Origin of the sequence: Kingella sp. (in: b-proteobacteria), assembly GCF_030527935.1 — a bacterium.
Taxonomy (GTDB): domain Bacteria; phylum Pseudomonadota; class Gammaproteobacteria; order Burkholderiales; family Neisseriaceae; genus Kingella_B.
Window position 1 is genome coordinate 1 of sequence record NZ_JAUMZV010000039.1, and the last position, 19,753, is coordinate 19,753.

Genomic DNA, 19,753 nt, shown 5'->3' on the forward strand with positions numbered 1-19,753 from the left:
TGAAATAAATAAGCTGGTTAGGGCTAGGATGAGTTTTTTGAACATATATTTTCCTTTTTGCTTGGTTTAGGGTGTGAATTGTAACAAATAATTGATTTAAGAAACTTAGGATGAAAAATATTGAAACAATGTAGTATTGTCTTTTTTAGATAAAATGGTTTGTGAATTTATGTTGTTTTTAAGACAGATTGTCCCTTATCCATCCCGCCAACAAAAAAACACGATTGGGCAGTTCAACCACCCAATCGTGTTTCATCATTTTCAAGCTGCCCTTAAACCAACCACAGGCAGCCTGAAATCGCATTCTGCGCAGCTTACGCTTCCACAGGAATAATCCCAATCTTCGCTTGCCATTGTTTCGGCGCAATTGCGTGTACCGACTGCCCCTTGCTGTCCACGGCAACGGTAACAGGCATATCTTTCACTTCAAACTCGTAAATCGCTTCCATGCCCAATTCAGGGAACGCCAACACTTTGGACGATTGAATCGCTTTCGCCACCAAATACGCCGCGCCGCCTGTTGCCATCAAGTAAACCGCTTGGTTGTCGGCAATCGCTTGGCAAGTGTCCGCGCCGCGTTCCGATTTGCCAATCATGCCGAGCAAGCCCGTTTGTTCCAGCATTTGGCGGGTAAATTTATCCATGCGGGTGGACGTGGTTGGGCCAGCAGGACCAACGACTTCATCGCGCACAGGGTCAACAGGGCCCACGTAGTAAATAATGCGGTTGTTGAAATCCACAGGCAGTTTTTCGCCCTTGTTCATCATATCAATCAAGCGTTTATGCGCGGCATCGCGGCCTGTTAAGATTTTGCCGTTCAGCAGCAACACATCGCCTGTTTTCCAAGTGGCGACTTCTTCTTTGGTAAGCGTGTCCACGTTTACGCGCTTGCCATTGTCGGGGCTGTATGTGATGTCGGGCCAATCTTCTAAGCTCGGGGTTTGCAAATGGGCAGGGCCGCTGCCGTCTAATTCAAATTCCACATGGCGGGTTGCCGCGCAGTTGGGAATCATGGCAACAGGTTTGCCCGCCGCGTGGGTGGGGTAATCCAAGATTTTTACGTCCAACACGGTGGTTAAGCCGCCCAAGCCTTGCGCACCAATGCCCAGCGCGTTCACTTTTTCATAAATTTCCAAACGAAGCTGCTCCACCGCGCTCAATTCCGCGCCCGATTTGGCTTTGTCTTGCAATTTGTGAATATCAATATGCCCCATCAGGCTTTCTTTTGCCATCAGCATCGCTTTTTCAGGCGTGCCGCCGATGCCAATGCCCAAAATCCCAGGGGGGCACCAACCCGCGCCCATGGTTGGCACAGTTTTCAGCACCCAATCCACAATGCTGTCGGATGGGTTCAGCATGGCGAGTTTGGATTTATTTTCCGAACCGCCGCCTTTTGCCGCGCAAATCACTTCCACCTTATCGCCCGCCACGATTTCGGTGTGCACCACCGCAGGCGTGTTGTCTTTGGTGTTGATGCGCTTGCCCGCAGGGTCGGCGAGTACCGATGCACGCAGCACGTTATCAGGATGCGTATAAGCGCGGCGCACGCCTTCGTTCACCATCTCTTGCACGCTCATGCTGGCATCCCATTGCACATTCATGCCAATTTTTAAAAACACGGTGGCGATGCCTGTGTCTTGGCAAATCGGGCGTTTGCCTTCGGCGCACATACGGCTGTTGACCAAAATTTGCGTCATCGCATCTTTGGCGGCGGGGTTTTGCTCTTTTTGCAAGGCTTCATCCAGCGCGTCGATGAAGTCTTTGGGGTGGTAATAGCTGATGAATTGAAACGCATCAGCAATGCTTTGGATAAAGTCTTCTTGTTTGATTGTAGTCATGGTTGGTGTCCTTTAAGACGATGAAAAAAACGGTGGCAGCCTGAAAATGTAGTGAACTACATGAACGGCTGGATAATTTAATTGTTTATGTTGCCAAAGTACAGTTTTTCAGCAGGCTTGTCATGGGCAAAAAGGGGAAACTTGACCATTATCAAGAATGTATCATTTCTTAAAAATCTAACAAAATTAAACAAATAGCAGCCTAAAAAAAATTTATCGTTTAAAAATATTCAGATAAGTCAAGCGGATAGTTGGGAATGTTTACCATTCTTAATATAAAGTAAGAAATCTAGGGTATTTTTGCGCGATTGTTGCGAATAAGTCTCTATAAAATAATTGTTTAATCAATAGTGTAAACAAAAATTTGCGTAACTAAACACAATAAAACATGAGTAAATTGCTCGGAAAATGTTTGTATTTTTATTACGATGGATGATTACAACTTTGCTGGTAGAATTTCATGTATTCAATTTAAAACCAACTTTTTAAACACAGGAATCCAACCATGAGCGAAGAACTCTACACCTTGGTGATTGACGGCAAAGAAATCCAAGCCCCCGCCAATTCATCCATTATTCAAGCACTTGCCCATGCGGGCAAAGCGATTACGGCAAACGTGGGCTGCATGGGGCAGGGCGTGTGCGGCTCTTGCCGCTGCTTGGTGCGCAAAGAAGGCGAGCGCAAGGCGGAAACCAAATTGGGCTGCGAAACCAAAATTGAGCAGGGGATGCAGGTGAGCTTTATTGATTACTTCTTGCCCGCGCGGATTCATTATTACGACATGAACAAAGTGGGCGATGGCTGGAACTGGCTGGACGAAGTGGATGAAACTTTCCCCGAAGCCAAAAACTGTCGCCATTGCGGTGGCTGCGATGCGGCCTGCCCCAAAGGCTTGGAAGTGCAAAACGGCGTGGCGCAAGTGGTGTCGGGCGATTTTTCCACCGCGTCCAACACGTTTGACGAGTGCGTGATGTGCAACCTATGCACGCTGGCTTGCCCCGAGCATATCCGCCCCAACCATTTGGGCTTGTTTGCCCGCCGCATGAAAACCGCGCGCACGCTGCGCCCTGTTGATTTGATGCGCCGTTTGCAAGAAATTGATAGCGGCAAGATTAGAGTAGAAATTGATTAAGAAAGGCAGCCTGAAAATGACTCACACCGTAAAAGGCATTGATTACGAAACCGCGTTAGCCAACCTGCGCCGAGCCGAGCCGCAACTGAATGGCACGCTGCCCGAAAAAGACGTTTTGCTCAAAACGTTTCACCCCGACTACGCCCCCAGCGCGCACACCACATTGAGCGTGGGCGTGAACGCGGGCGATTCTTGTCATCCCGATTTGGCCCGTTTGCTCACCGCCCATCCGTTGATTGAAGACTACGACTTGGCAGGCGCGGAAAGTATGCGCACCGATGTATTGGTCATCGGCGGCGGGGGTGCGGGCGCAGCCGCTGCTTTAACCGCCGCAGCCGAGGGCGTAAGCGTGATTATGGCGAACAAGCTGCGCATCGGCGACAGCAACACCGTGATGGCAGAAGGCGGCATTCAGGCTGCCGTGGGCGAAGACGACAGCTTGCAACGTCATTATGACGACACCATCAAAGGCGGGCACATGGCGGGCAAAAAAGAATTGGTTGCCCAAATGGTGAGCGATGCGCCATCGGCGATTCGCTGGTTAATTGGCTTGGGCATGGATTTTGACACCCAAGGCGGCGATAGAAACGGCAAGCTGGTGCGCAAAAAAGCAGGCGGCACAACCGCGCAGCGCATCTTGTGCCACCGCGACTTCACGGGCTTGGAGATGATGAAAGTGCTGCGCGAAGCGGTGGAAATTGAACCGCGCATCACCCAGCTAAACCGCCATCCCGCTGTGGAATTGCTGTCCGACAACGAGGGCAACTGCGTGGGCGCGGTGTTGTATGACTTGGAAAAACGCCAACTGGTAACGGTTTACGCCAATGCTGTAATCTTGGCGACAGGCGGTTCAGGACGCTTGCATTTGCAAGGCTTTGCCACTTCCAACCACTACGGCGCAACCGCCGATGGCTTGGTGCTGGCGTATCGCATCGGCGCGAAACTGCGCGATATGGACAGCTTCCAATACCACCCCACAGGCGTTGCCCATCCGCCGCACATGGCAGGTGCGTTGATTTCCGAAGCCACGCGCTCGGCAGGCACCAAACTGGTAAACGGCTTGGGCGAGCGGTTTGTGGATGAATTGCAACCGCGCGATGTGGTGGCGGCGGCGATTTTGCGCGAAGTGCAAGAAGGGCGCGGCGTGGTGCGCGATGGGCAAGTGGGCGTATTTTTGGACACGCCCCGCATCATTGCCGAGCAGCCCGATATTATGAAACGCTTGGTAACGCTGGGACACGTTGCCCACAAATGCGATGTGCATCCCGAAAGCGAGCCGCTCATCATCCACCCCACCTTGCACTACCAAAACGGTGGCATTGAAATCAACGGCGATGGCGCAACCACGGTGAAAGGCTTGTATGCCGCAGGCGAAGTGTCGGGCGGCATCCACGGGCGCAATCGCTTGATGGGCAACGCGCTGCTGGACATCATCAGCTTTGGTCGCCGCGCAGGACGCGCCGCCGCCCAAGCCCCACGCCGCAGCAATGTGCGCGGCGGCTTGGAACACGTGCACAACTTCCAACGCGCCTTGCAAAAAGCGGGCGTGAAAAGCGATGTGAAAGCCCCCGTGTTGTATCCCGATTACGGCACATTTGATTGGAAAGAACACGCAGGATTGGTGTGCGCGATTGATTGATGGTGCAGCGATGCAGTAAACATGTTTTCAGGCTGCCTTAGCCTATGCCATTAAGGCAGCCTGAAAAAGCAAAACACTCCATCATCCATTCCAAAGGCAGCCTGAAAACCATCGGGCGAACATTTATCCTGCTACTCTTTATTAGCTTCGCAACTCCGCTTTGCTACGCAGGCTACCTTAGCCCAATCCACTCTACGGAATCAAAATCATGAAAAACGAACTGAACCAAGTATTACTCCACCCCAGCCGCCTTGTTGGCTCCGACTTAAACGCATGGCTCGCCGTGGGCGGCGGTGAGGGCTTGAACAACGCCTTAACCGCGCCCGACAACATCGCCAAAGTGCTGGAAGACGCAGGCTTATGCGGCATGGGTGGCGCAGGCTTCCCCACCCATCGCAAATGGACAGCAATGGCCGAATCGCCCAGCGAAACAGGCGACCGCTATGTGGTCTGCAACGCCAACGAAGACGAACCGGGCACATTCAAAGACCGCTTCTTGCTGGAACACGCGCCGCATCAAGTGATTGAGGGTGCGTTGATTGCCGCTGTTTACACCCGTGCCAACAACATCATTCTCTACATCAACCCGCATCTAACCGAATCGCTCGCCGCCACGCGCGAAGCCATTGCCCAATGGCAAAAACACGCGCTGTTTCAACGCATTGAAGCGCATCTAGGCAAACCGCTCTCCATCAAAGTAACCGAATCATCAGGACGCTACATCGGCGGCGAAGAAACCGCCGTGATTTCATGGCTCAACGGCGGCTTCCCATTCCCGCAATACAAACCACCGTTCCCATTCCAAAAAGGCGTAGCAGGCGAGCCGACCTTGCTCAACAACACCGAAACTTTGGCGCACGTTTCGCATATTTTGCGCAAAGGCGCGGAATGGTATCGCAGCTTGGGACGCGCCAACGGCGTAGGCACGAAGCTGTATTCGCTATCGGGCGATGTGTTAAACGAAGGCTTGTTTGAACTGCCGATGGGCATCACCCTGCGCGAATTGATTGAAAACTACGGTGACGGGATGCTGGAAGGGCGCACGTTTAAAGCCGTGTTTATGGGCGGGCCATCCAACAACATTCTCACCGCCAAAGATTTAGATGTGCCGCTGGACTTCGTTTCCGCCAAAGAGCGCAATTCAGGCTTGGGCACAGGCGCGATGATTGTGGTTTCCGAGGGCACCAGCATCGTGCGCAAAACCGCCGACTACATCCAATTTTTCGCCAACAATTCTTGCGGACAATGCCCGCCCTGCAAAGGCGGCACTTACCAACTCGCCCGCTTGGTTGAGCGCGTGGACAACGGCACCAGCACCGAAGACGACCTGCACGCCCTGCAAAATCTGGTGAACATTATGCCGGGGGCGGGACGCTGCGGCTTGATTACAGGCGCGGCAACCGTGGTCGCCAGCTCCATGCGCACGTTCCCGATTGAATACGGCTTACCTGAGAACAAGTAAACAGCGGGCAAAGGCAGCCTGAAAAACCCTTTGTGGATAGGCGTGATAACAATGGCGCAAGTAGGGGGTGTGGCTCTGCCACGCACCGTTAAACTGAACATTGCCAAACGGTGCGTGAACAAAGTTCACATACCCTACACACCGCTTTTCAGGCTGCCTTATCCACAATCCATCACACTCAATTTCAGGCTGCCTGAAACGCATTAGGCAGCCTTATCCATTTGTCCAAATCTTTGATTTGGGTTATAAGTAAGCATCTAAATCTTTGATTTAGCTATGCGAACTTATGCAGAGCTAAATGGTTATACCGAAGCGCAATGCGCAAGGTTGAAAACACAACAGCAACGTTAATTGGTGGTGTCCTAAAAAGTATGCTGTACTGCTATCAACCATCATCAAGCCAGTATGCTTTTTAGAACACCACAAATTAGCGTGCCAACGAAAAGGCAGCCTGAAAACAAGATTTACTCGTTTTCAGGCTGCCTTTTATATTTTTATATTGTTGGCAATGCGGTATTACGCGCGTTTGCGGAATTCGCCTGTACGGGTGTCAATTTCCACTTTGTCGCCGTTTTCAATGTAAGACATCACTTGGATTTCTGTGCCGCCAACCAGGCGTGCAGTTTTCATCACTTTGCCTGATGTGTCGCCTTTTACAGCGGGCTCGGTGTATTCCACTTCGCGCACGATGATGGTGGGCAGTTCCACAGAGATGGGGTTGCCTTCGTAGAACGTTACTTCGCAGTCGTCTTCCATGCCGTCCACGATGAATTTGAGCGCGTCGCCGATGTTGTCGGCTTCAATTTCGTATTGGTTAAATTCGTCGTCCATAAACACATACATGGGGTCGGCGAAGTAGCTGTATTTGCAGTTTTTGCGGCTTAATACCACCACGTCAAATTTGTCGTCTGCTTTCACGATGGTTTCGCTGTTTGCGCCTGTGAGCAGGTTTTTCAGCTTCATGGATACTTTGGCGGATGAGCGTCCGCCTTTGATGTATTCGGTTTTTTGCACAACCATAGGGTCGTTGCCAATCATAAATACGTTGCCTGCGCGGAGTTCTTGTGCTGTTTTCATTGGATTTTTTCCTAATCGGGTAGTAAACAAAGGGCGCGATTTTAGCTTGTTTTTGCTGTTTAATAAAGGGGATTGCCTGTTTTCAGGCTGCTGCGGTGTTAAAATTGGGGCTTGTGCATTTTGTTTGGAATGGCTGTGATGAGATTGTTTGGATTGGTTTTGTTGTTGGCTGCGCTGTCGGGCTGCGCGGGCACTTATGCGCGGGGCTATGGTAATGAGCATGGTGCGGCGGGGATGGTGGGGCGTTCGTTTAGCTGGTGAGCATGATGCGGATTTTGAGTTACAACATTCAGGCGGCGATTGCGTCCACCAGCTATTTGAGCTATGCGCTGCGGCTGCATCGGCAGGTGTTGCCCAGCCCAGCGAAGCGGCAGGTGTTGGCGGATATTGCGCGGTTTATCAGCGATTTTGATGTGGTGTGTTTGCAGGAGATTGATTTTGGCGGGCTGCGCAATGGTTTTCACAGCCAAGCGCAGCAGTTGTTGGCGCAAACGCCGTTTTCGCATTCGGTGTGGCAGGTCAATCGCGTGGTGGGCAAGCTGTCGCGGCATGGCAATTTGATTTTGAGCAAAACGCCGATGCGCGAAGTGGTAAACGAACCGTTGCCCAGCAAGATTAAGGGGCGCGGGATGCTGGCGGCGGAAGTGGAAACGCCGCGCGGGCGGTTGGTGGTGGCGAATGTGCATTTGAGCTTGGGGACGGTGGACCAGTTTCGCCAGATTCGCTTTGTGCGGCAGAAATTGGCGGCGTTTGAGAATGTGTGTTTGATGGGGGATTTTAATTGTCCGCCCGATGCGGAGCAGCTTTGCTTGCTGACTGACCATGATTATGCGCGGCTGACTTCTCATTCGCCCACTTATCCAAGCTGGAAGCCCAAGCAATCGCTTGACCATATTTTTGTGAAAGGCAGCCTGAAAGGGGCGTGCCATGTAAGCCAATTTGCGGCTTCTGACCATTTGCCTGTGGTGTTGGAGGTGGATGGGTAGGCTTGGATGGGATGATGGAAAGGCAGCCTGAAAACGGGATTAAGGTTTTCAGGCTGCCTTTTGTGGTGGCACAAATCAAAAATATCTAATTCAATCAGCACGTAGGCTGGTAACTTGCCAACTGCGTGCGTGGCAAAGCCACACACCCTACGCCAAAGATTTCTTGATTTCGCTATGCGTTTCAGGCTGCCTATGTTCTCCCACACAGGCAGCCTGAAAGCTGTAAACGAAACCGCTTATTTCACCAGCGCAATCAAATCATTCGCCAGCACATCGGCGGCTTGTTGATAGCCCAGTTTAGAAAAATGCACGCCGTCTTTGGCGGCCAGCCCTTGTTCTGACCATGCTTTCATGCTGCACGCGCCGCCCATTGCGTCCTGCCAAGACCAATACAGCGTTTGCTCTTCTTGGGCAACGCGCATTTGCATGGATTGCACGGCATCCAGATAGGCGGGGCGTGTGCCGCAATCGCCTGCTTTGGTTTTCAGCGATTCGGGTGCGCCAATCAGCAAAATGCCTGCGTTGGGTAGCGTTTGTTTGATTTGCTGGATGTAGGTGCGCCATGTTTGCTCGGTTTGCTGCATATCCAGTTTTTCGTTAAAGGCTTCGTTGGTGCCATAGGCAAGAATCACCAAGTCGGCTTGGGTTTGGGCTAAATCGCCCAGCCAGTTTTGCCGCCATTTTGACCATTGGCTCATTTGCGCACCGTTGATGCCCATCGCGGATAGGGTAACGCCTGCGCGTTGGTTTTCAATGTTCACCAAGCCGACTGTCCACGGCATGGCATCGTTGCTGATGGATAGTGGCAGCGTGGCTTGGGTGTAGAGCACTTGCCAGCCTGCGTTTTCAATTGGGATGTGTTGCCCGTTGATGCTGAGTGTTTGGTTGGTGGCGGCAGGTTTGATGAATACGGCAACGTCTTGCGTGCCTTCGCTGCCTTGCGCGGTGGAGTTGATGGTTAGGTCGCCGCCTGTGGTGGATTGGGCAATCACGCCGCCGAGCGGGAAGTCGGCTTGCGTGGCGCGGCTGGTGAAGGTTGTCCAGCCGTTGCTGTTGTAGCGCGGCAGGGCTTGGCGCTGCCCTTTAACTGCGCTGGGATAAATCCAGCCGATGCCGCCGTTGCCCCAGCGGCTTTGCAGGCGTTGGCGCAGTTGGCCGGTGAAGTAATCACCTGCGGTGTGGGAATCGCCAATTTGCACAATGCGGAATTTGCGGTTGTCTTTTGCGCCTGCGATGCCGCGCAGTTTTTTCACCCATTGCGGTTTGCTGTTGCCGTAGTTTTGCAGCAAGCCTGCACTGTTTACGGCGGGGGTGTTGTCGGCTTGGGCGGCGGATGGGATGGCGGTGTTTAGGCTTAATCCGCCAAATACGAGAATAACTTTTGCTATGTCCATGTTGTTCAATCCTTATGGTTGCGCAAACTCAATTTTTTGCATGATGGCTTGCGCGAGTAGTTTTTGTCCTTCAACGGAAAAGTGGATGCCGTCTTTGCTGCGATAGCGGACGATTTTGCCGCCCACTTCTACCGAGTCGCTGTATTCTGCGCCGCCGTTGCTCAATAGCCCTGCGGTTGGTATCCAAAATACTTTGTCTTTTAGATGCGCGGCAAACAGTTTGTCTAAATAGCGCATTTGCTCGTCTAGCTTTTTCTTTTTCATATAGGGTATGCCGAGCCAAATGACTTGGGCGTTGTGTTGCTTGGCGGCATCCAAAATGCGATTGACGCGGTTTAAATATTCGGCTTCCCATTCGGGCGTTTGAAATTTCAAATACGCGCCGCCTTTGGGGTTGGGGAAATCCCACGGGTCGTTTGCGCCGAGAAACATCACCATCAGCCGTATATTGGGGTTTTCTTGAAAGGTTTGCTCTATGGTGAGCGGCCAGTCAAAAAAGTTGGGATACGACAAGCCTGTGCTTTGCTTGCTTAGGTTGATGGATGCGATGCCGTATTGCTGTTTGAGATGCTGTTGCACAAAGGGGGCAACGCCTTGCATCAGCGAATCGCCCGTAAAGAATACCACATCTCCTTGTCGTAAAACAGCTTTTTCTGGTGCGATGGGCTTTTCAGGCTGCCTTTGCTCGGCTTGGGCAGCGGCTTGGCGGGCTTGCTCGGCTTGGCGTTGGGCGGCTAATCGGGCGGCTTCGCGTTGCGCGGCGGCGCGGGCTTCGGCTTCTAGGCGGGCGGCTTCTTGCGCGGCGGCAATGTTGACGGGCAGTTGCTCGTTTTGGGCGGCAATCCAGTTTTTCAAGCTGCCTAATTGCTCGCTGGCGGCGTGTTGCCATTTTGCGCCTGTTGTCCATGGGGCGTGGGGGGCAAGGGCTTCCAGCGGGCTGGTTTGGTGGTAGGTTTGTTGCCAATAGGCGTTGATGGAATCTTGGCTAAACCACGTTATGCAGGCGGCGGCTAGCGTGAACGAGAAAATGAGTGAGAGCTGGGTTTTCATGCTACTGCCTTAGAAATTGGCGTAAATAAAGTTGGGCAGCCCTGATGGGGCGAAGGTGATGATGAGCACCAGAGCTAGGGTGATGGGGATAAACCAAAGCCAAAGCGGGAGTTTTTCTAAGGCGGATACGGCGTATTGGAACAGCTTGCCAAGCAGCGGGTAGGCGGCAAGCATCAGGGCAAATGCGGCGATTAAGCCGATGTTGTACCAATCGGAAATTGCCCAGCCTTTGCCGTTATACAGCAGGGCTTGGAACATCAGGCGCACGCTGTCTAAATCGCGGGCGTTGAAAACCACAAACGTGAAGCACACAAAGTGAAACGTAATCAAAATGGCGAGCGCTTTGCCGATGGGGATTTTGCCGATTTTGATGTCGCTGAGTTTTTTGTTGCGAAACAGCTTTTTGCCGATGTTGAGCCACACAAGGGCGATGCCGTGCAACGTGCCCCAGATTAGGAAATTCCAGCCATATCCGTGCCAGATTCCTGAAAACATCATGGCGAGCAGCAGGTTGATTTGGGTGCGGGTGAAATTTTGGCGATTGCCGCCCAGCGGGATGTAAACATAATCGCGTATCCATGCGGATAGGCTGATGTGCCAGCGATTCCAAAAATCCACCAGATTAAACGCACGCAGCGGCGCGGCGAAGTTTTCAGGCAGCCTGAAACCAAGCAGCATGGCGATGCCAATCACCAAATCGCTGTATCCCGCGAAATCAAAAAAAAGCTGAAAGGTGTAGCCATAGATGGCGGCAAGGATGCTGAATCCGTCAAACTGCGCAGGGTTTTCAAACACAGGCGACACCCAGCCTTCGTCCAAGCTGCCCGCAAACCACCATTTTTGCGCGATGCCCGCCACAATCAGGCACACCGCCAGCGCGGGGCGCAGGATGCTGCGCGGGGCGGTGGTTTGGATTTGCGCTTGCGCGCCTTGGGCGATGCCGACCACTTTGTTTTGATAGGGCACGGCGCGGATAATCGGGCCTGATGTGATGGTGGGGAAAAAGCTCAGGTGCAGCAGCAGGTTTGCCCATGTGAACGGCTTAACCAGCGAGGCGCGGTGGGTTTCCACCAAATAGGCGATGGATTGGAAGGTGTAATACGATGCGCCAATGGGCATCAGGATGTCTAAAATTTGGCTTTGCCCAAGGTAGTTTTGCAGATAGGGGCGGAAGAAATCGTAGTATTTGAAGACGGCGAGAAACAATAGGCAGCCTGAAACGCCTGCCGCGAGCCAATGTTTGCCGTGCTTTTGCTGCGGGCGCACCAGTTGGCAGGAGATGAAATACACCCAAAGGGATAAGCCGACCACGGCGGCAAGAAAATGGGGATTGGCGCGGCATAACCAGCCTGCGCTGGCGGCGAGCAGTAGGATGTTTTGCCATTTGGGGCTGCGGGCGAATGCCCAATAGAGTGGAAGAAACAGCAGCAAGAATGCGGCAAATTCAATGGAAAGCAGGGGCATGATGGAGCTTTGTGTGGGGCAGTTTTTTGAGACAGAAATTTTTTTATAAAAGAGAGAATTATAGCGGAAATTATTGGGGGATGGCGAGGGATTGATGGGGGTGGGTAACGGTTTCAGGCTGCCTTGTATGACATCTGCTTAAAGGCAGCCTGAAAATCAAAATAGCATGGCGATGGGCGGGTTGTTGAAATGGGCGTTGCTGCTCGGTTGGCGCGATGTCGGCGAGCCGCCGATGCCCCATTGGGCAGCCTGAAATCTTTGCGGAACGGTTCAATCCGTCCAAGCAACGCCATGCCCGCGTTGGTTGATTTTCAGGCTGCCTTGTTTATCCCGCTCGCTCAAAGGCAGCCTGAAAAGCGATTTTGCGTTTTCAGGCTGCCTTTATGCTGATGCTGCGGCAAGCTGTGCTACTGCGGTTCTGCTCTGCCGCCCTGCCCTATTCCTGCTCTTTGGCGCAATCGGGCAGCGGCACTTTGTGTTGGATGGCGAACACGGCAGCCTGAACGCGGCTGTCTAGTTTGAGTTTGCGCAGGATGTTTTGCACGTGCACTTTGATGGTGGATTCGGCAAGGTTTAGGTTTTTGGCGATGGTTTTGTTGCTGTATCCCGCCGCCAGATGCCCCAGCGTTTCCATTTCGCGCGGTGTGAGCTGGCTTAATGCGCTTTCGGCTTGGGCGGGGCGAATCAGCGATTGCACCAACCGCGCGGTCATTTCGGGGGAGTAGGCGTTTTCGCCGTTTACCACTTTTTTAATGGATTCAATCAGATAGTTGGCATTGATGTTTTTCAGCAAAAAGCCGCTCGCGCCTAGGCGGATGCATTCGGTTAAATCTTCGCTGTCTTCGGACACGGTGAGCATGATGACTTTTTGCTCGGGGCGGCTGGATAGGATTTGCGCCAATGTGTCGCGTCCGTTCATTTGCGGCATATTTAAATCCAGCAGCACGACATCGGGCTGGCTTTGCTCCACCAGCTTCACACCGCTGAATCCGTCTGATGCTTCGCCGATGATGTTGAATTCGCTTTGGCGGCTTAATAGGGCTTTGATGCCGCTGCGAAATAGGGTGTGGTCGTCGATTAACACGATGTTGATGTTCATGGTTGGATTCTCTCTCTTTTGGGCAGGGTTAATTGGATTTGGGTGTGGTTTTGTTGTGATTGTATGTTTAATGTGGCGTTGATGCGCTGGGCGCGCTCTTGCATGATGTTGAGCCCGATATGGTCGGTGGTGCGCTCGGCTTGGGTGTTGAAGCCGATGCCGTCATCGATGATGGTGAGCGTGTAGTCTTGGTGGTTATCAATGCGGATGGTTACGTTTTGCGCTTGGGCGTGTTTGCGGATGTTGGATAGGCTCTCTTGCAGGATGAAGATGAATTGCAACTGCTGGCTGGGGGTGAGCGGTGCGCCGTTGCCATGCCATTCGGTGTGCACTTGGATGTGGGTTTGCTCGGCTAGGCGTTGAGCTAGGGTTTCTATGGCTTGGTTGATGTTTTTTTGGGTGATTTTGGTGCGGAAGTTGGTGAGCAGTTCGCGCACGTCGTCGTAGCATTCTTGGATGCCTGCTTGGATGGATTGTAGGTTTTCTTGCGCGGCTTGGGTGTCTTGATTTGCCCATGCGTTTTCTAGCATTTGCGCTTGCAGGTTGAGGTAGCTGAGCGATTGGGCAATGCTGTCGTGCAGCCCTTGGGCGATGGTGTTGCGCTCTTGCAAAACGGCGTATTGGCGACTTTCTTCGGCAAGCTGTTTGTTGCTGATGGCAAGGGCGAGTTGGTGGGTGAGCGTTTGCAACAGCTCGGTATTTAGGTTTTCAGGCTGCCTTTGGCTGTAATACAGGGTGAGCGTGCCCAGCAGGGTGTCGCTGGCGCGGATGGGAAAGGTTTGCGAATAATAATGGCTGATGGGCGCGGGCGATGGGTTTTCAGGCTGCCTTTGGGCTTGGCGAGCAATCAGTTCGTTGTGGATGGAGACATCGGCGATTTCGGCTTGGGTGAATGTGAGTATATGCGCCAAAAAGGCGTGCGCGGCTTGTTGGCTGGTTTGGGTTTGGTTGAGCTCTTGGGCAAGGGTGTATAGGGTGTTTAGGGTATGGTTTTTGTGTACAAGGTCTTGGGTTTGCGCGGTAACTTGTTGTTCTAGCTTGCTATAAAGCTGGGCTAGGTGGCTGCTCATGCGGTTGAAGCCGTTGTTTACAATGGCAAACTCGGTGGAATCGCCTTCGGGGATGCGTTCGCCAAATTGGCTGTTTTGAATGGCGGTTACGCCTGTTTCTAGGTTTTTGAGCGGGCGGATTATCCATGTTTTCAGCAGGATAACACTGATGGCAGATGCGACAAAAATCAGCACCATCAGCCCCATTTGGAACACGCGCAGCCATTGCACATATTGGGCGTTATTGTGTTCTATGTTGCGGGTTAGGTTGTCAATGCTGGCAACGAAGTTGGGGATTAGGTGGTTATCCAGCAGGGCGAAATCGGGGGTGTGGGATTGGTATTGCGGTTTGATTTGGTTTTCCCAATAGCCATGCAGCAGGCTTAGGTGTTGCACGATAGTGCGGTCTTGCGGCAAAAACAGGGGGCGCGTGGGGTCGCTGTAATGCAATCGGGCAAGGGTTTGGTCAAAAGTTTGGATAAGGCTGCGCACTTTGGCGGGGTCGTTGAGCGACAGGCGCAGGCGGTAGGTTTGATAGCGCAAGCCGCCTGTGTCGTTGATGGCTGCCGCGCCGCCTTCCAGCCGCCACGAAAGCAGCATGGTGATGCTGATGGCAATCAAGGCGCAGATGAGCCATGTGGTTATCAGCAGGGTTAGGCGGGCGATAAGGCTTTGGGGGATAAAGCGGGGCATGGTTTTTTTGGGGGGATGGGGATGGGTTTCAGGCTGCCTTGTATTGTGTTTTTGTTGGGTAGGCATAGGCAGCCTGAAAACCAGAATGGCGCGGCGATGGTTTGTTGCTGAATAATGTATTCAACAGGGCTTAACTGTTTGGCAAGCTGTCGGCGAGCCGCCAATGCTCCATTGGTTACAGCGCAATAGCCGTTTGCGCCATGCCAATATGGCTTTTCAGGCTGCCTATGCAGTAACCCATAGGCAGCCTGAAAATCTTTATCGCGCCCGATTAGCCTACCAAGGTTTCGTAAACCATCGCGCGGCTTTCAGGCTGCTTATCGCCGATACCCACCGCGTTGCGATAGGCTTGCGCGGCGGCTTGCCATGCGGCTTCGCTTTGGGCGTGAATCATGGCGATGGGCGTATCGGCTTCCACGCGCGCGCCAATCGGCAGGATTTCGTCAAAGCCTACGCTGTGGTCAATCGTGTCGCTCGCCACGCGCCGCCCGCCGCCAAGGTTGATGACGGCAACGCCAATATCGCGCGTGTTCATGCTTTGGATGTAGCCCGCCGCTTGCGCCAACACGGGTTTCACCACCGCCGCTTGCGGCAGTTGCTCAAACGCGGTGCTGCCGCCTTGTGCCACCACCATTTTTTCAAACAATTCATAAGCCTTGCCGTTGTCCAACACCGCTTGCAGTTTGGCGCGCGCTTCTTCGCGGCTGGCGGCGAGTTTGCCGTTTACCAAGGCTTCTGCGCCCAAAGCCAGCGTGATTTCGTGCAAACGTGGGTTGCGGCTGCCCTCCCCGCGCAGATAGCGCACGGCTTCGCGCACTTCCACGGCGTTGCCCGCGCTGGATGCCAACACTTCGTTCATATCGGTGAGCAAGGCGGTGGTTTGGCAGCCTGCGTTGGTGGCGACTTGGGCGATGCTTTGCGCCAACTCGCGCGAGAGTTCATAAGTGGGCATAAACGCGCCATTGCCCACTTTCACGTCCATCACCAGGCTGGTTAAGCCTTCGGCGAGCTTTTTAGACAAAATAGACGCGGTAATCAGCGAGAGATTTTCCACCGTGGCGGTTACATCGCGCGTGGCGTAGATTTTGCGGTCGGCGGGGGCAAGATTGCCTGTTTGCCCCACAATCACGCAGCCGATTTGTTTCACCATTTCCTGCATTTTTTGCGGGCTGGGGAAAATATCAAAGCCTTTGATACTTTCCAGCTTGTCTAATGTGCCGCCCGTATGCCCCAAGCCGCGCCCTGCAATCATCGGCACAAAGCCGCCGCAAGCAGCCAGCATTGGCGCAAGCATCAACGACACCACATCGCCCACGCCGCCTGTGGAATGCTTATCCAGCGTGGGGGCGTTTAGGTTGTATTTATCCCAGTTTAAGCTGTCGCCGCTGTCGCGCATGGCAAGGGTTAAGGCGGTGCGCTCGTCTAGGTTTAAATCGTTGAAATAAATCGCCATGCACATCGCGGCAATTTGCCCTTCGCTGATGCTGCCATCGGTTACGCCTTGGATGTAGAACTGGATTTCTTCTTTGGATAACACTTGTTTATCGCGTTTTTTGCGGATGATTTCTTGGATTAGCATGAGATAAGCTCCTTCAATAATGATGATGCGCCGATGCGGAAGTTTTCAGGCTGCACCCAGTCTGCGCCCATTTGGGCGGCGGCTTGGGCAATATAGGCTTGCGCGGTGGCGATGTCGCGCACGCCGCCCGAAATTTTCAGCCCCACAGGTTGCTTGGCTTGGGCAATTTGGTCTAACAAAATCGCGCTGGCTTCTAGGCTTGCGCCGTGGGCGATTTTGCCTGTGGACGTTTTCAAAAAATCTGCGCCTGCGGCAATGGCAATTTGCGCGGCTTGGGCGATGTGTTCGGGCGAGAGCGCGCCTGTTTCCAAAATCACTTTCAGGCTGCCTGAATGCTGATGCACCAGCGTGGCGATTTGGCTGCACATTGCTGCGCCCGCATCGGCGTTGCCTTGCTGCAAGGCTTGATAGGGAAACACAAGGTCTATTTCGTTTGCGCCATCTGCCAAGGCTTGCTGCGTTTGCGCCAGCACATCCGCCAGCGGCTCATTGCCCGATGGAAAGTTCACCACAGTCGCCACATTGATGCCGCTGCTGGCGGGCAATCTTGCGCGACTTTGCGCCACAAACGGCGGATACACGCACACCGCCGCCACTTTGCCGATGCTTTGCGTGGCGTTGCTGCACAGCGCGTCAATCACGGCGGGGGTATCGTCTTCGTTGAGCGATGTTAAATCTAATAGCGAAAGAATTTGGGCTTTGCTGATGTTCATGGTTTTTCCTTTTTTGATTTAGGGTGGGGTTTCAGGCTGCCTATGGTTTGGGTTTTCAGGCTGCCTAATTACCCAGCTACCGCCATTCCCGCATAGGCGGGAATCTTGTTTGATATTCAGAAATTCATGCAAAAGCAATCATCACCCAAGCTTCACCAAGATTCCCGCCTGCGCGGGAATGACGGCATTTCTTATGTTTCAGGCTGCCATTGCATTATCCCAAGGCAGCCTGAAAACGTGTTACGACAAATTCAACCCAATAAACAAGCCTGCGATGGTGGCACTCATCAGGTTGGACAACGTGCCCGCAATCAGCGCGCGCACGCCCAGCTTGGCAATATCGCCACGGCGTTTCGGTGCCATGATAGACAAACCGCCCACCAAAATCGCAATGGAGCTCAAATTGGCAAAGCCACACAGCGCAAATGAAATAATCGCTTGGGTTTTGGCGTTGAGCACAGGATTAGCCGCGTCTTTGATGTAATTTGTGAACTCGGAATACGCCACAAATTCGTTAATCACCAATTTTTGCCCGATAAACGAGCCTGCGGTTTGCGCGTCTGCCCACGATGCGCCAATCAGCCAAGCCAAGGGCGAGAACAGCCAGCCCAAGATTTTTTGCAACGACAAACCGTGTACGCCAAATAGCTCGCCCACGCCGCCCACGATGCCGTTTAGCAGTGCAATAATCGCCACAAACGCAATCAACATCGCGCCCACGTTTAGCGCAACTTGCAAACCTGTGGATGCGCCCGCTGCGGCCGCGTCAATCGCGTTGCTGGGCGGCGTTTCGCCTTCGCCCACAAAGCTCAATTTGTCATCGGTAATCACTTCGGGCGTTTCGGTTTCGGGGTGCATCAATTTGGCAAACAGCAAGCCCCCAGGGGCAGCCATAAACGAAGCGGCAATCAGATAAGTGAGCGGCACGCCCATAGACGCATAGCCGCCCAATACCGAGCCTGCAATAGAAGCCAAGCCGCCTGTCATCACGGCAAACAATTCCGATTGCGTCATCCGCGCGATAAAAGGTTTCACCACCAGCGGGGCTTCGGTTTGCCCCACGAACACGTTTGCCGCTGCGGACAAACTTTCGGTGCGCGAAGTGCCAAGGGCTTTTTGCAACGCGCCGCCCAACACTTTCACCACAAAGCCCATCACGCCCAAGTAATACAGCACAGAAATCAGCGATGAAAAGAAAATAATCATCGGTAACACGCGGAACGCGAAAATAAAGCCGCCACCGCCAAACACTTCAAACATTTTGTCGCCCACCAAGCCGCCGAACACAAATTCTGTGCCCTTTTGCCCGAAGTTCAACACGCTTTGCACGCCGTTGGAAAACCATTCCAACGCGGCGCGCCCCCAAGGCACATACAACACAAACGCGCCCAGCGCAAACTGAATAGCAAACGCCACGCCCACCGTGCGCTTATTGATTTTGCTGCGATGCTTGGACAACGCAATGGCGATGGCAATCAGCACCGCCATGCCCAGCAAGCTATGTAAAATTTCCATTTTTCTTCCCTTAAACAAAATGTGGTTGTACACAGGCGGTTATAATACAACACTCTTAACCAAATTTTTTACAATTTTACTTAATGGAGCGCAAAAAAATGTTGAGTTTTATCCCTAAACATGAAGTTCAAGCCCGCGCAACCGCCTTTAACGGCGATAAAATTGCGCTTGCCCTATCGTTGCTGCCCGAAGCGGCAAAGTTAGCCGTTGTGCCCGTGTCGCAGTTTCATGTGGGGGCGATTGCCATTGATGACGAAGGCAATTTCTATTTCGGCGCAAACCAAGAATGCGCCACCGCCAGCATGGGGCAAACCGTCCACGCCGAGCAAAGCGCGGTGTCGCACGCATGGCAACGCGGCGCAACGCGCATCACCGATATTGTGGTGAACTACACGCCATGCGGACATTGCCGCCAGTTTCTCAACGAGCTGCCCGATGCAGGCAGCCTGAAAATCCACCTGCCGCACAGCCGCGACAACGCGCTTACCAGCTATCTGCCCGACAGCTTTTCGCCCAAAGATTTAAACATCCCCGACCGCCTGCTCACCCCCGTGCAACACGCCATTAGGCAGCCTGAAAACCTAGATGCCGCAGAACAAGCCGCCTTTGCCGCCGCGCAAAGCTGCCACGCGCCCTATTCCCACGCCTACGCAGGCATCGCCCTTGTGGCAGGCGACGCAATTTACACAGGACGCTACGCCGAAAACGCCGCCTACAACCCCACGCTGCCGCCCTTGCAAGTTGCCATTAACCTGCTGCGCATGAGCGGACACGACACCAGCGAAGTAACCCGCGCCGTGCTTTGCTGCACGCGCCACGGCGGACACGAAGCCATGACCCGCGCGTTATGGGATGAAGTTGGCAAGTGCGAGTTGGAGATTGTTTGGTTGGATTAAGTTTAATAGGCTTAATAGGCTGCTTTCTCTTTCAGTCATTCTCTTTACAAAAATTTGGGGGCTGTCCTAGATAACTAGGATAAATTACTTCTTACCAATTGTTTTAAAATGAAAATTTGAACTTTGATTTCACTGTTGTTAAAACGCCATTCGCACTCCTTCAAATA

General features: G+C 53.0%; 19 protein-coding genes and 1 pseudogene. 7 read left to right on the plus strand and 13 right to left on the minus strand.

What is annotated here, in order from left to right:
* Positions 1–314 precede the first annotated feature (314 nt).
* Entirely contained in the window at positions 315–1,838 is a 1,524-nt protein-coding gene (locus tag Q4A85_RS10865) for a fumarate hydratase (protein WP_303110259.1), read from the minus strand.
* Between the two features lie 505 nt (positions 1,839–2,343).
* On the opposite strand from Q4A85_RS10865, the gene Q4A85_RS10870 reads away from it, so the two are divergent.
* From Q4A85_RS10870 to Q4A85_RS10885, 4 genes are all read left to right on the plus strand, one after another.
* On the plus strand, positions 2,344–2,970 hold the full coding sequence (locus tag Q4A85_RS10870; protein WP_303110261.1) for a 2Fe-2S iron-sulfur cluster-binding protein: 627 nt from the start codon (positions 2,344–2,346) through the stop codon (positions 2,968–2,970).
* A 16-nt stretch (positions 2,971–2,986) separates the two neighbouring features.
* Positions 2,987–4,609: an FAD-binding protein gene (locus Q4A85_RS10875; protein ID WP_303110263.1), complete on the plus strand. Its 1,623-nt coding sequence runs from the start codon at positions 2,987–2,989 to the stop codon at positions 4,607–4,609.
* Positions 4,610–4,817: 208 nt separating this feature from the next.
* The gene (locus tag Q4A85_RS10880) at positions 4,818–6,071 is read left to right on the plus strand and encodes an NADH-quinone oxidoreductase subunit F (protein WP_303110265.1); all 1,254 of its coding nucleotides are present in this window, start codon (positions 4,818–4,820) and stop codon (positions 6,069–6,071) included.
* 51 nt (positions 6,072–6,122) lie between these two features.
* On the plus strand, positions 6,123–6,278 hold the full coding sequence (locus tag Q4A85_RS10885; RefSeq protein ID WP_303110266.1) for a hypothetical protein: 156 nt from the start codon (positions 6,123–6,125) through the stop codon (positions 6,276–6,278).
* Positions 6,279–6,587: 309 nt separating this feature from the next.
* Here Q4A85_RS10885 and efp read toward each other — a convergent pair whose 3' ends face one another.
* Positions 6,588–7,148, minus strand: a complete 561-nt coding sequence (gene efp / locus Q4A85_RS10890; RefSeq protein ID WP_003793834.1) for an elongation factor P — start codon at positions 7,146–7,148, stop codon at positions 6,588–6,590.
* 138 nt (positions 7,149–7,286) lie between these two features.
* On the opposite strand from efp, the gene Q4A85_RS10895 reads away from it, so the two are divergent.
* Positions 7,287–7,409, plus strand: coding sequence for a hypothetical protein (locus tag Q4A85_RS10895; protein ID WP_281364991.1), 123 nt, complete (start codon positions 7,287–7,289; stop codon positions 7,407–7,409).
* Between the two features lie 2 nt (positions 7,410–7,411).
* On the plus strand, positions 7,412–8,134 hold the full coding sequence (locus Q4A85_RS10900; RefSeq protein ID WP_303110271.1) for an endonuclease/exonuclease/phosphatase family protein: 723 nt from the start codon (positions 7,412–7,414) through the stop codon (positions 8,132–8,134).
* A 236-nt stretch (positions 8,135–8,370) separates the two neighbouring features.
* Here the strand turns inward: Q4A85_RS10900 and Q4A85_RS10905 are convergent, their stop codons facing one another.
* The 10 genes from Q4A85_RS10905 to Q4A85_RS10950 form a co-directional block, all read right to left on the minus strand.
* The gene (locus tag Q4A85_RS10905) at positions 8,371–9,528 is read right to left on the minus strand and encodes an SGNH/GDSL hydrolase family protein (RefSeq protein WP_303110273.1); all 1,158 of its coding nucleotides are present in this window, start codon (positions 9,526–9,528) and stop codon (positions 8,371–8,373) included.
* 12 nt (positions 9,529–9,540) lie between these two features.
* Positions 9,541–10,578: a DUF459 domain-containing protein gene (locus tag Q4A85_RS10910; protein WP_303110276.1), complete on the minus strand. Its 1,038-nt coding sequence runs from the start codon at positions 10,576–10,578 to the stop codon at positions 9,541–9,543.
* A gap of 9 nt (positions 10,579–10,587) precedes the next feature.
* Entirely contained in the window at positions 10,588–12,042 is a 1,455-nt protein-coding gene (locus tag Q4A85_RS10915) for an MBOAT family protein (RefSeq protein WP_303110278.1), read from the minus strand.
* A 70-nt stretch (positions 12,043–12,112) separates the two neighbouring features.
* On the minus strand, positions 12,113–12,316 hold the full coding sequence (locus tag Q4A85_RS10920) for a hypothetical protein (RefSeq protein ID WP_303110280.1): 204 nt from the start codon (positions 12,314–12,316) through the stop codon (positions 12,113–12,115).
* Between the two features lie 162 nt (positions 12,317–12,478).
* Positions 12,479–13,141: a response regulator transcription factor gene (locus Q4A85_RS10925; protein ID WP_303110282.1), complete on the minus strand. Its 663-nt coding sequence runs from the start codon at positions 13,139–13,141 to the stop codon at positions 12,479–12,481.
* Positions 13,138–14,883: a histidine kinase gene (locus tag Q4A85_RS10930; protein ID WP_303110284.1), complete on the minus strand. Its 1,746-nt coding sequence runs from the start codon at positions 14,881–14,883 to the stop codon at positions 13,138–13,140. The genes Q4A85_RS10925 and Q4A85_RS10930 overlap by 4 nt, the downstream gene beginning before the upstream one ends.
* The gene (locus Q4A85_RS10935; RefSeq protein WP_303110286.1) at positions 14,844–15,047 is read right to left on the minus strand and encodes a hypothetical protein; all 204 of its coding nucleotides are present in this window, start codon (positions 15,045–15,047) and stop codon (positions 14,844–14,846) included. Before Q4A85_RS10935 ends, Q4A85_RS10930 begins: the two co-directional genes overlap by 40 nt.
* 107 nt (positions 15,048–15,154) lie before the next feature.
* Entirely contained in the window at positions 15,155–16,462 is a 1,308-nt protein-coding gene (deoA, locus tag Q4A85_RS10940) for a thymidine phosphorylase (RefSeq protein ID WP_303110288.1), read from the minus strand.
* Positions 16,456–17,175, minus strand: coding sequence for a deoxyribose-phosphate aldolase (deoC, locus tag Q4A85_RS10945; protein WP_303110290.1), 720 nt, complete (start codon positions 17,173–17,175; stop codon positions 16,456–16,458). Before deoC ends, deoA begins: the two co-directional genes overlap by 7 nt.
* A 240-nt stretch (positions 17,176–17,415) precedes the next feature.
* Entirely contained in the window at positions 17,416–18,690 is a 1,275-nt protein-coding gene (locus Q4A85_RS10950) for a NupC/NupG family nucleoside CNT transporter (protein WP_303110291.1), read from the minus strand.
* 83 nt (positions 18,691–18,773) lie between these two features.
* Here Q4A85_RS10950 and cdd point away from each other — a divergent pair, with 83 nt between their 5' ends.
* Complete coding sequence (gene cdd / locus Q4A85_RS10955) at positions 18,774–19,586, plus strand: cytidine deaminase (RefSeq protein ID WP_303110292.1); 813 nt, start codon at positions 18,774–18,776, stop codon at positions 19,584–19,586.
* Positions 19,587–19,660: 74 nt separating this feature from the next.
* On the opposite strand, the pseudogene Q4A85_RS10960 reads toward cdd, so the two are convergent.
* Positions 19,661–19,753: pseudogene (locus tag Q4A85_RS10960) on the minus strand (IS1595 family transposase); the annotation flags it as partial.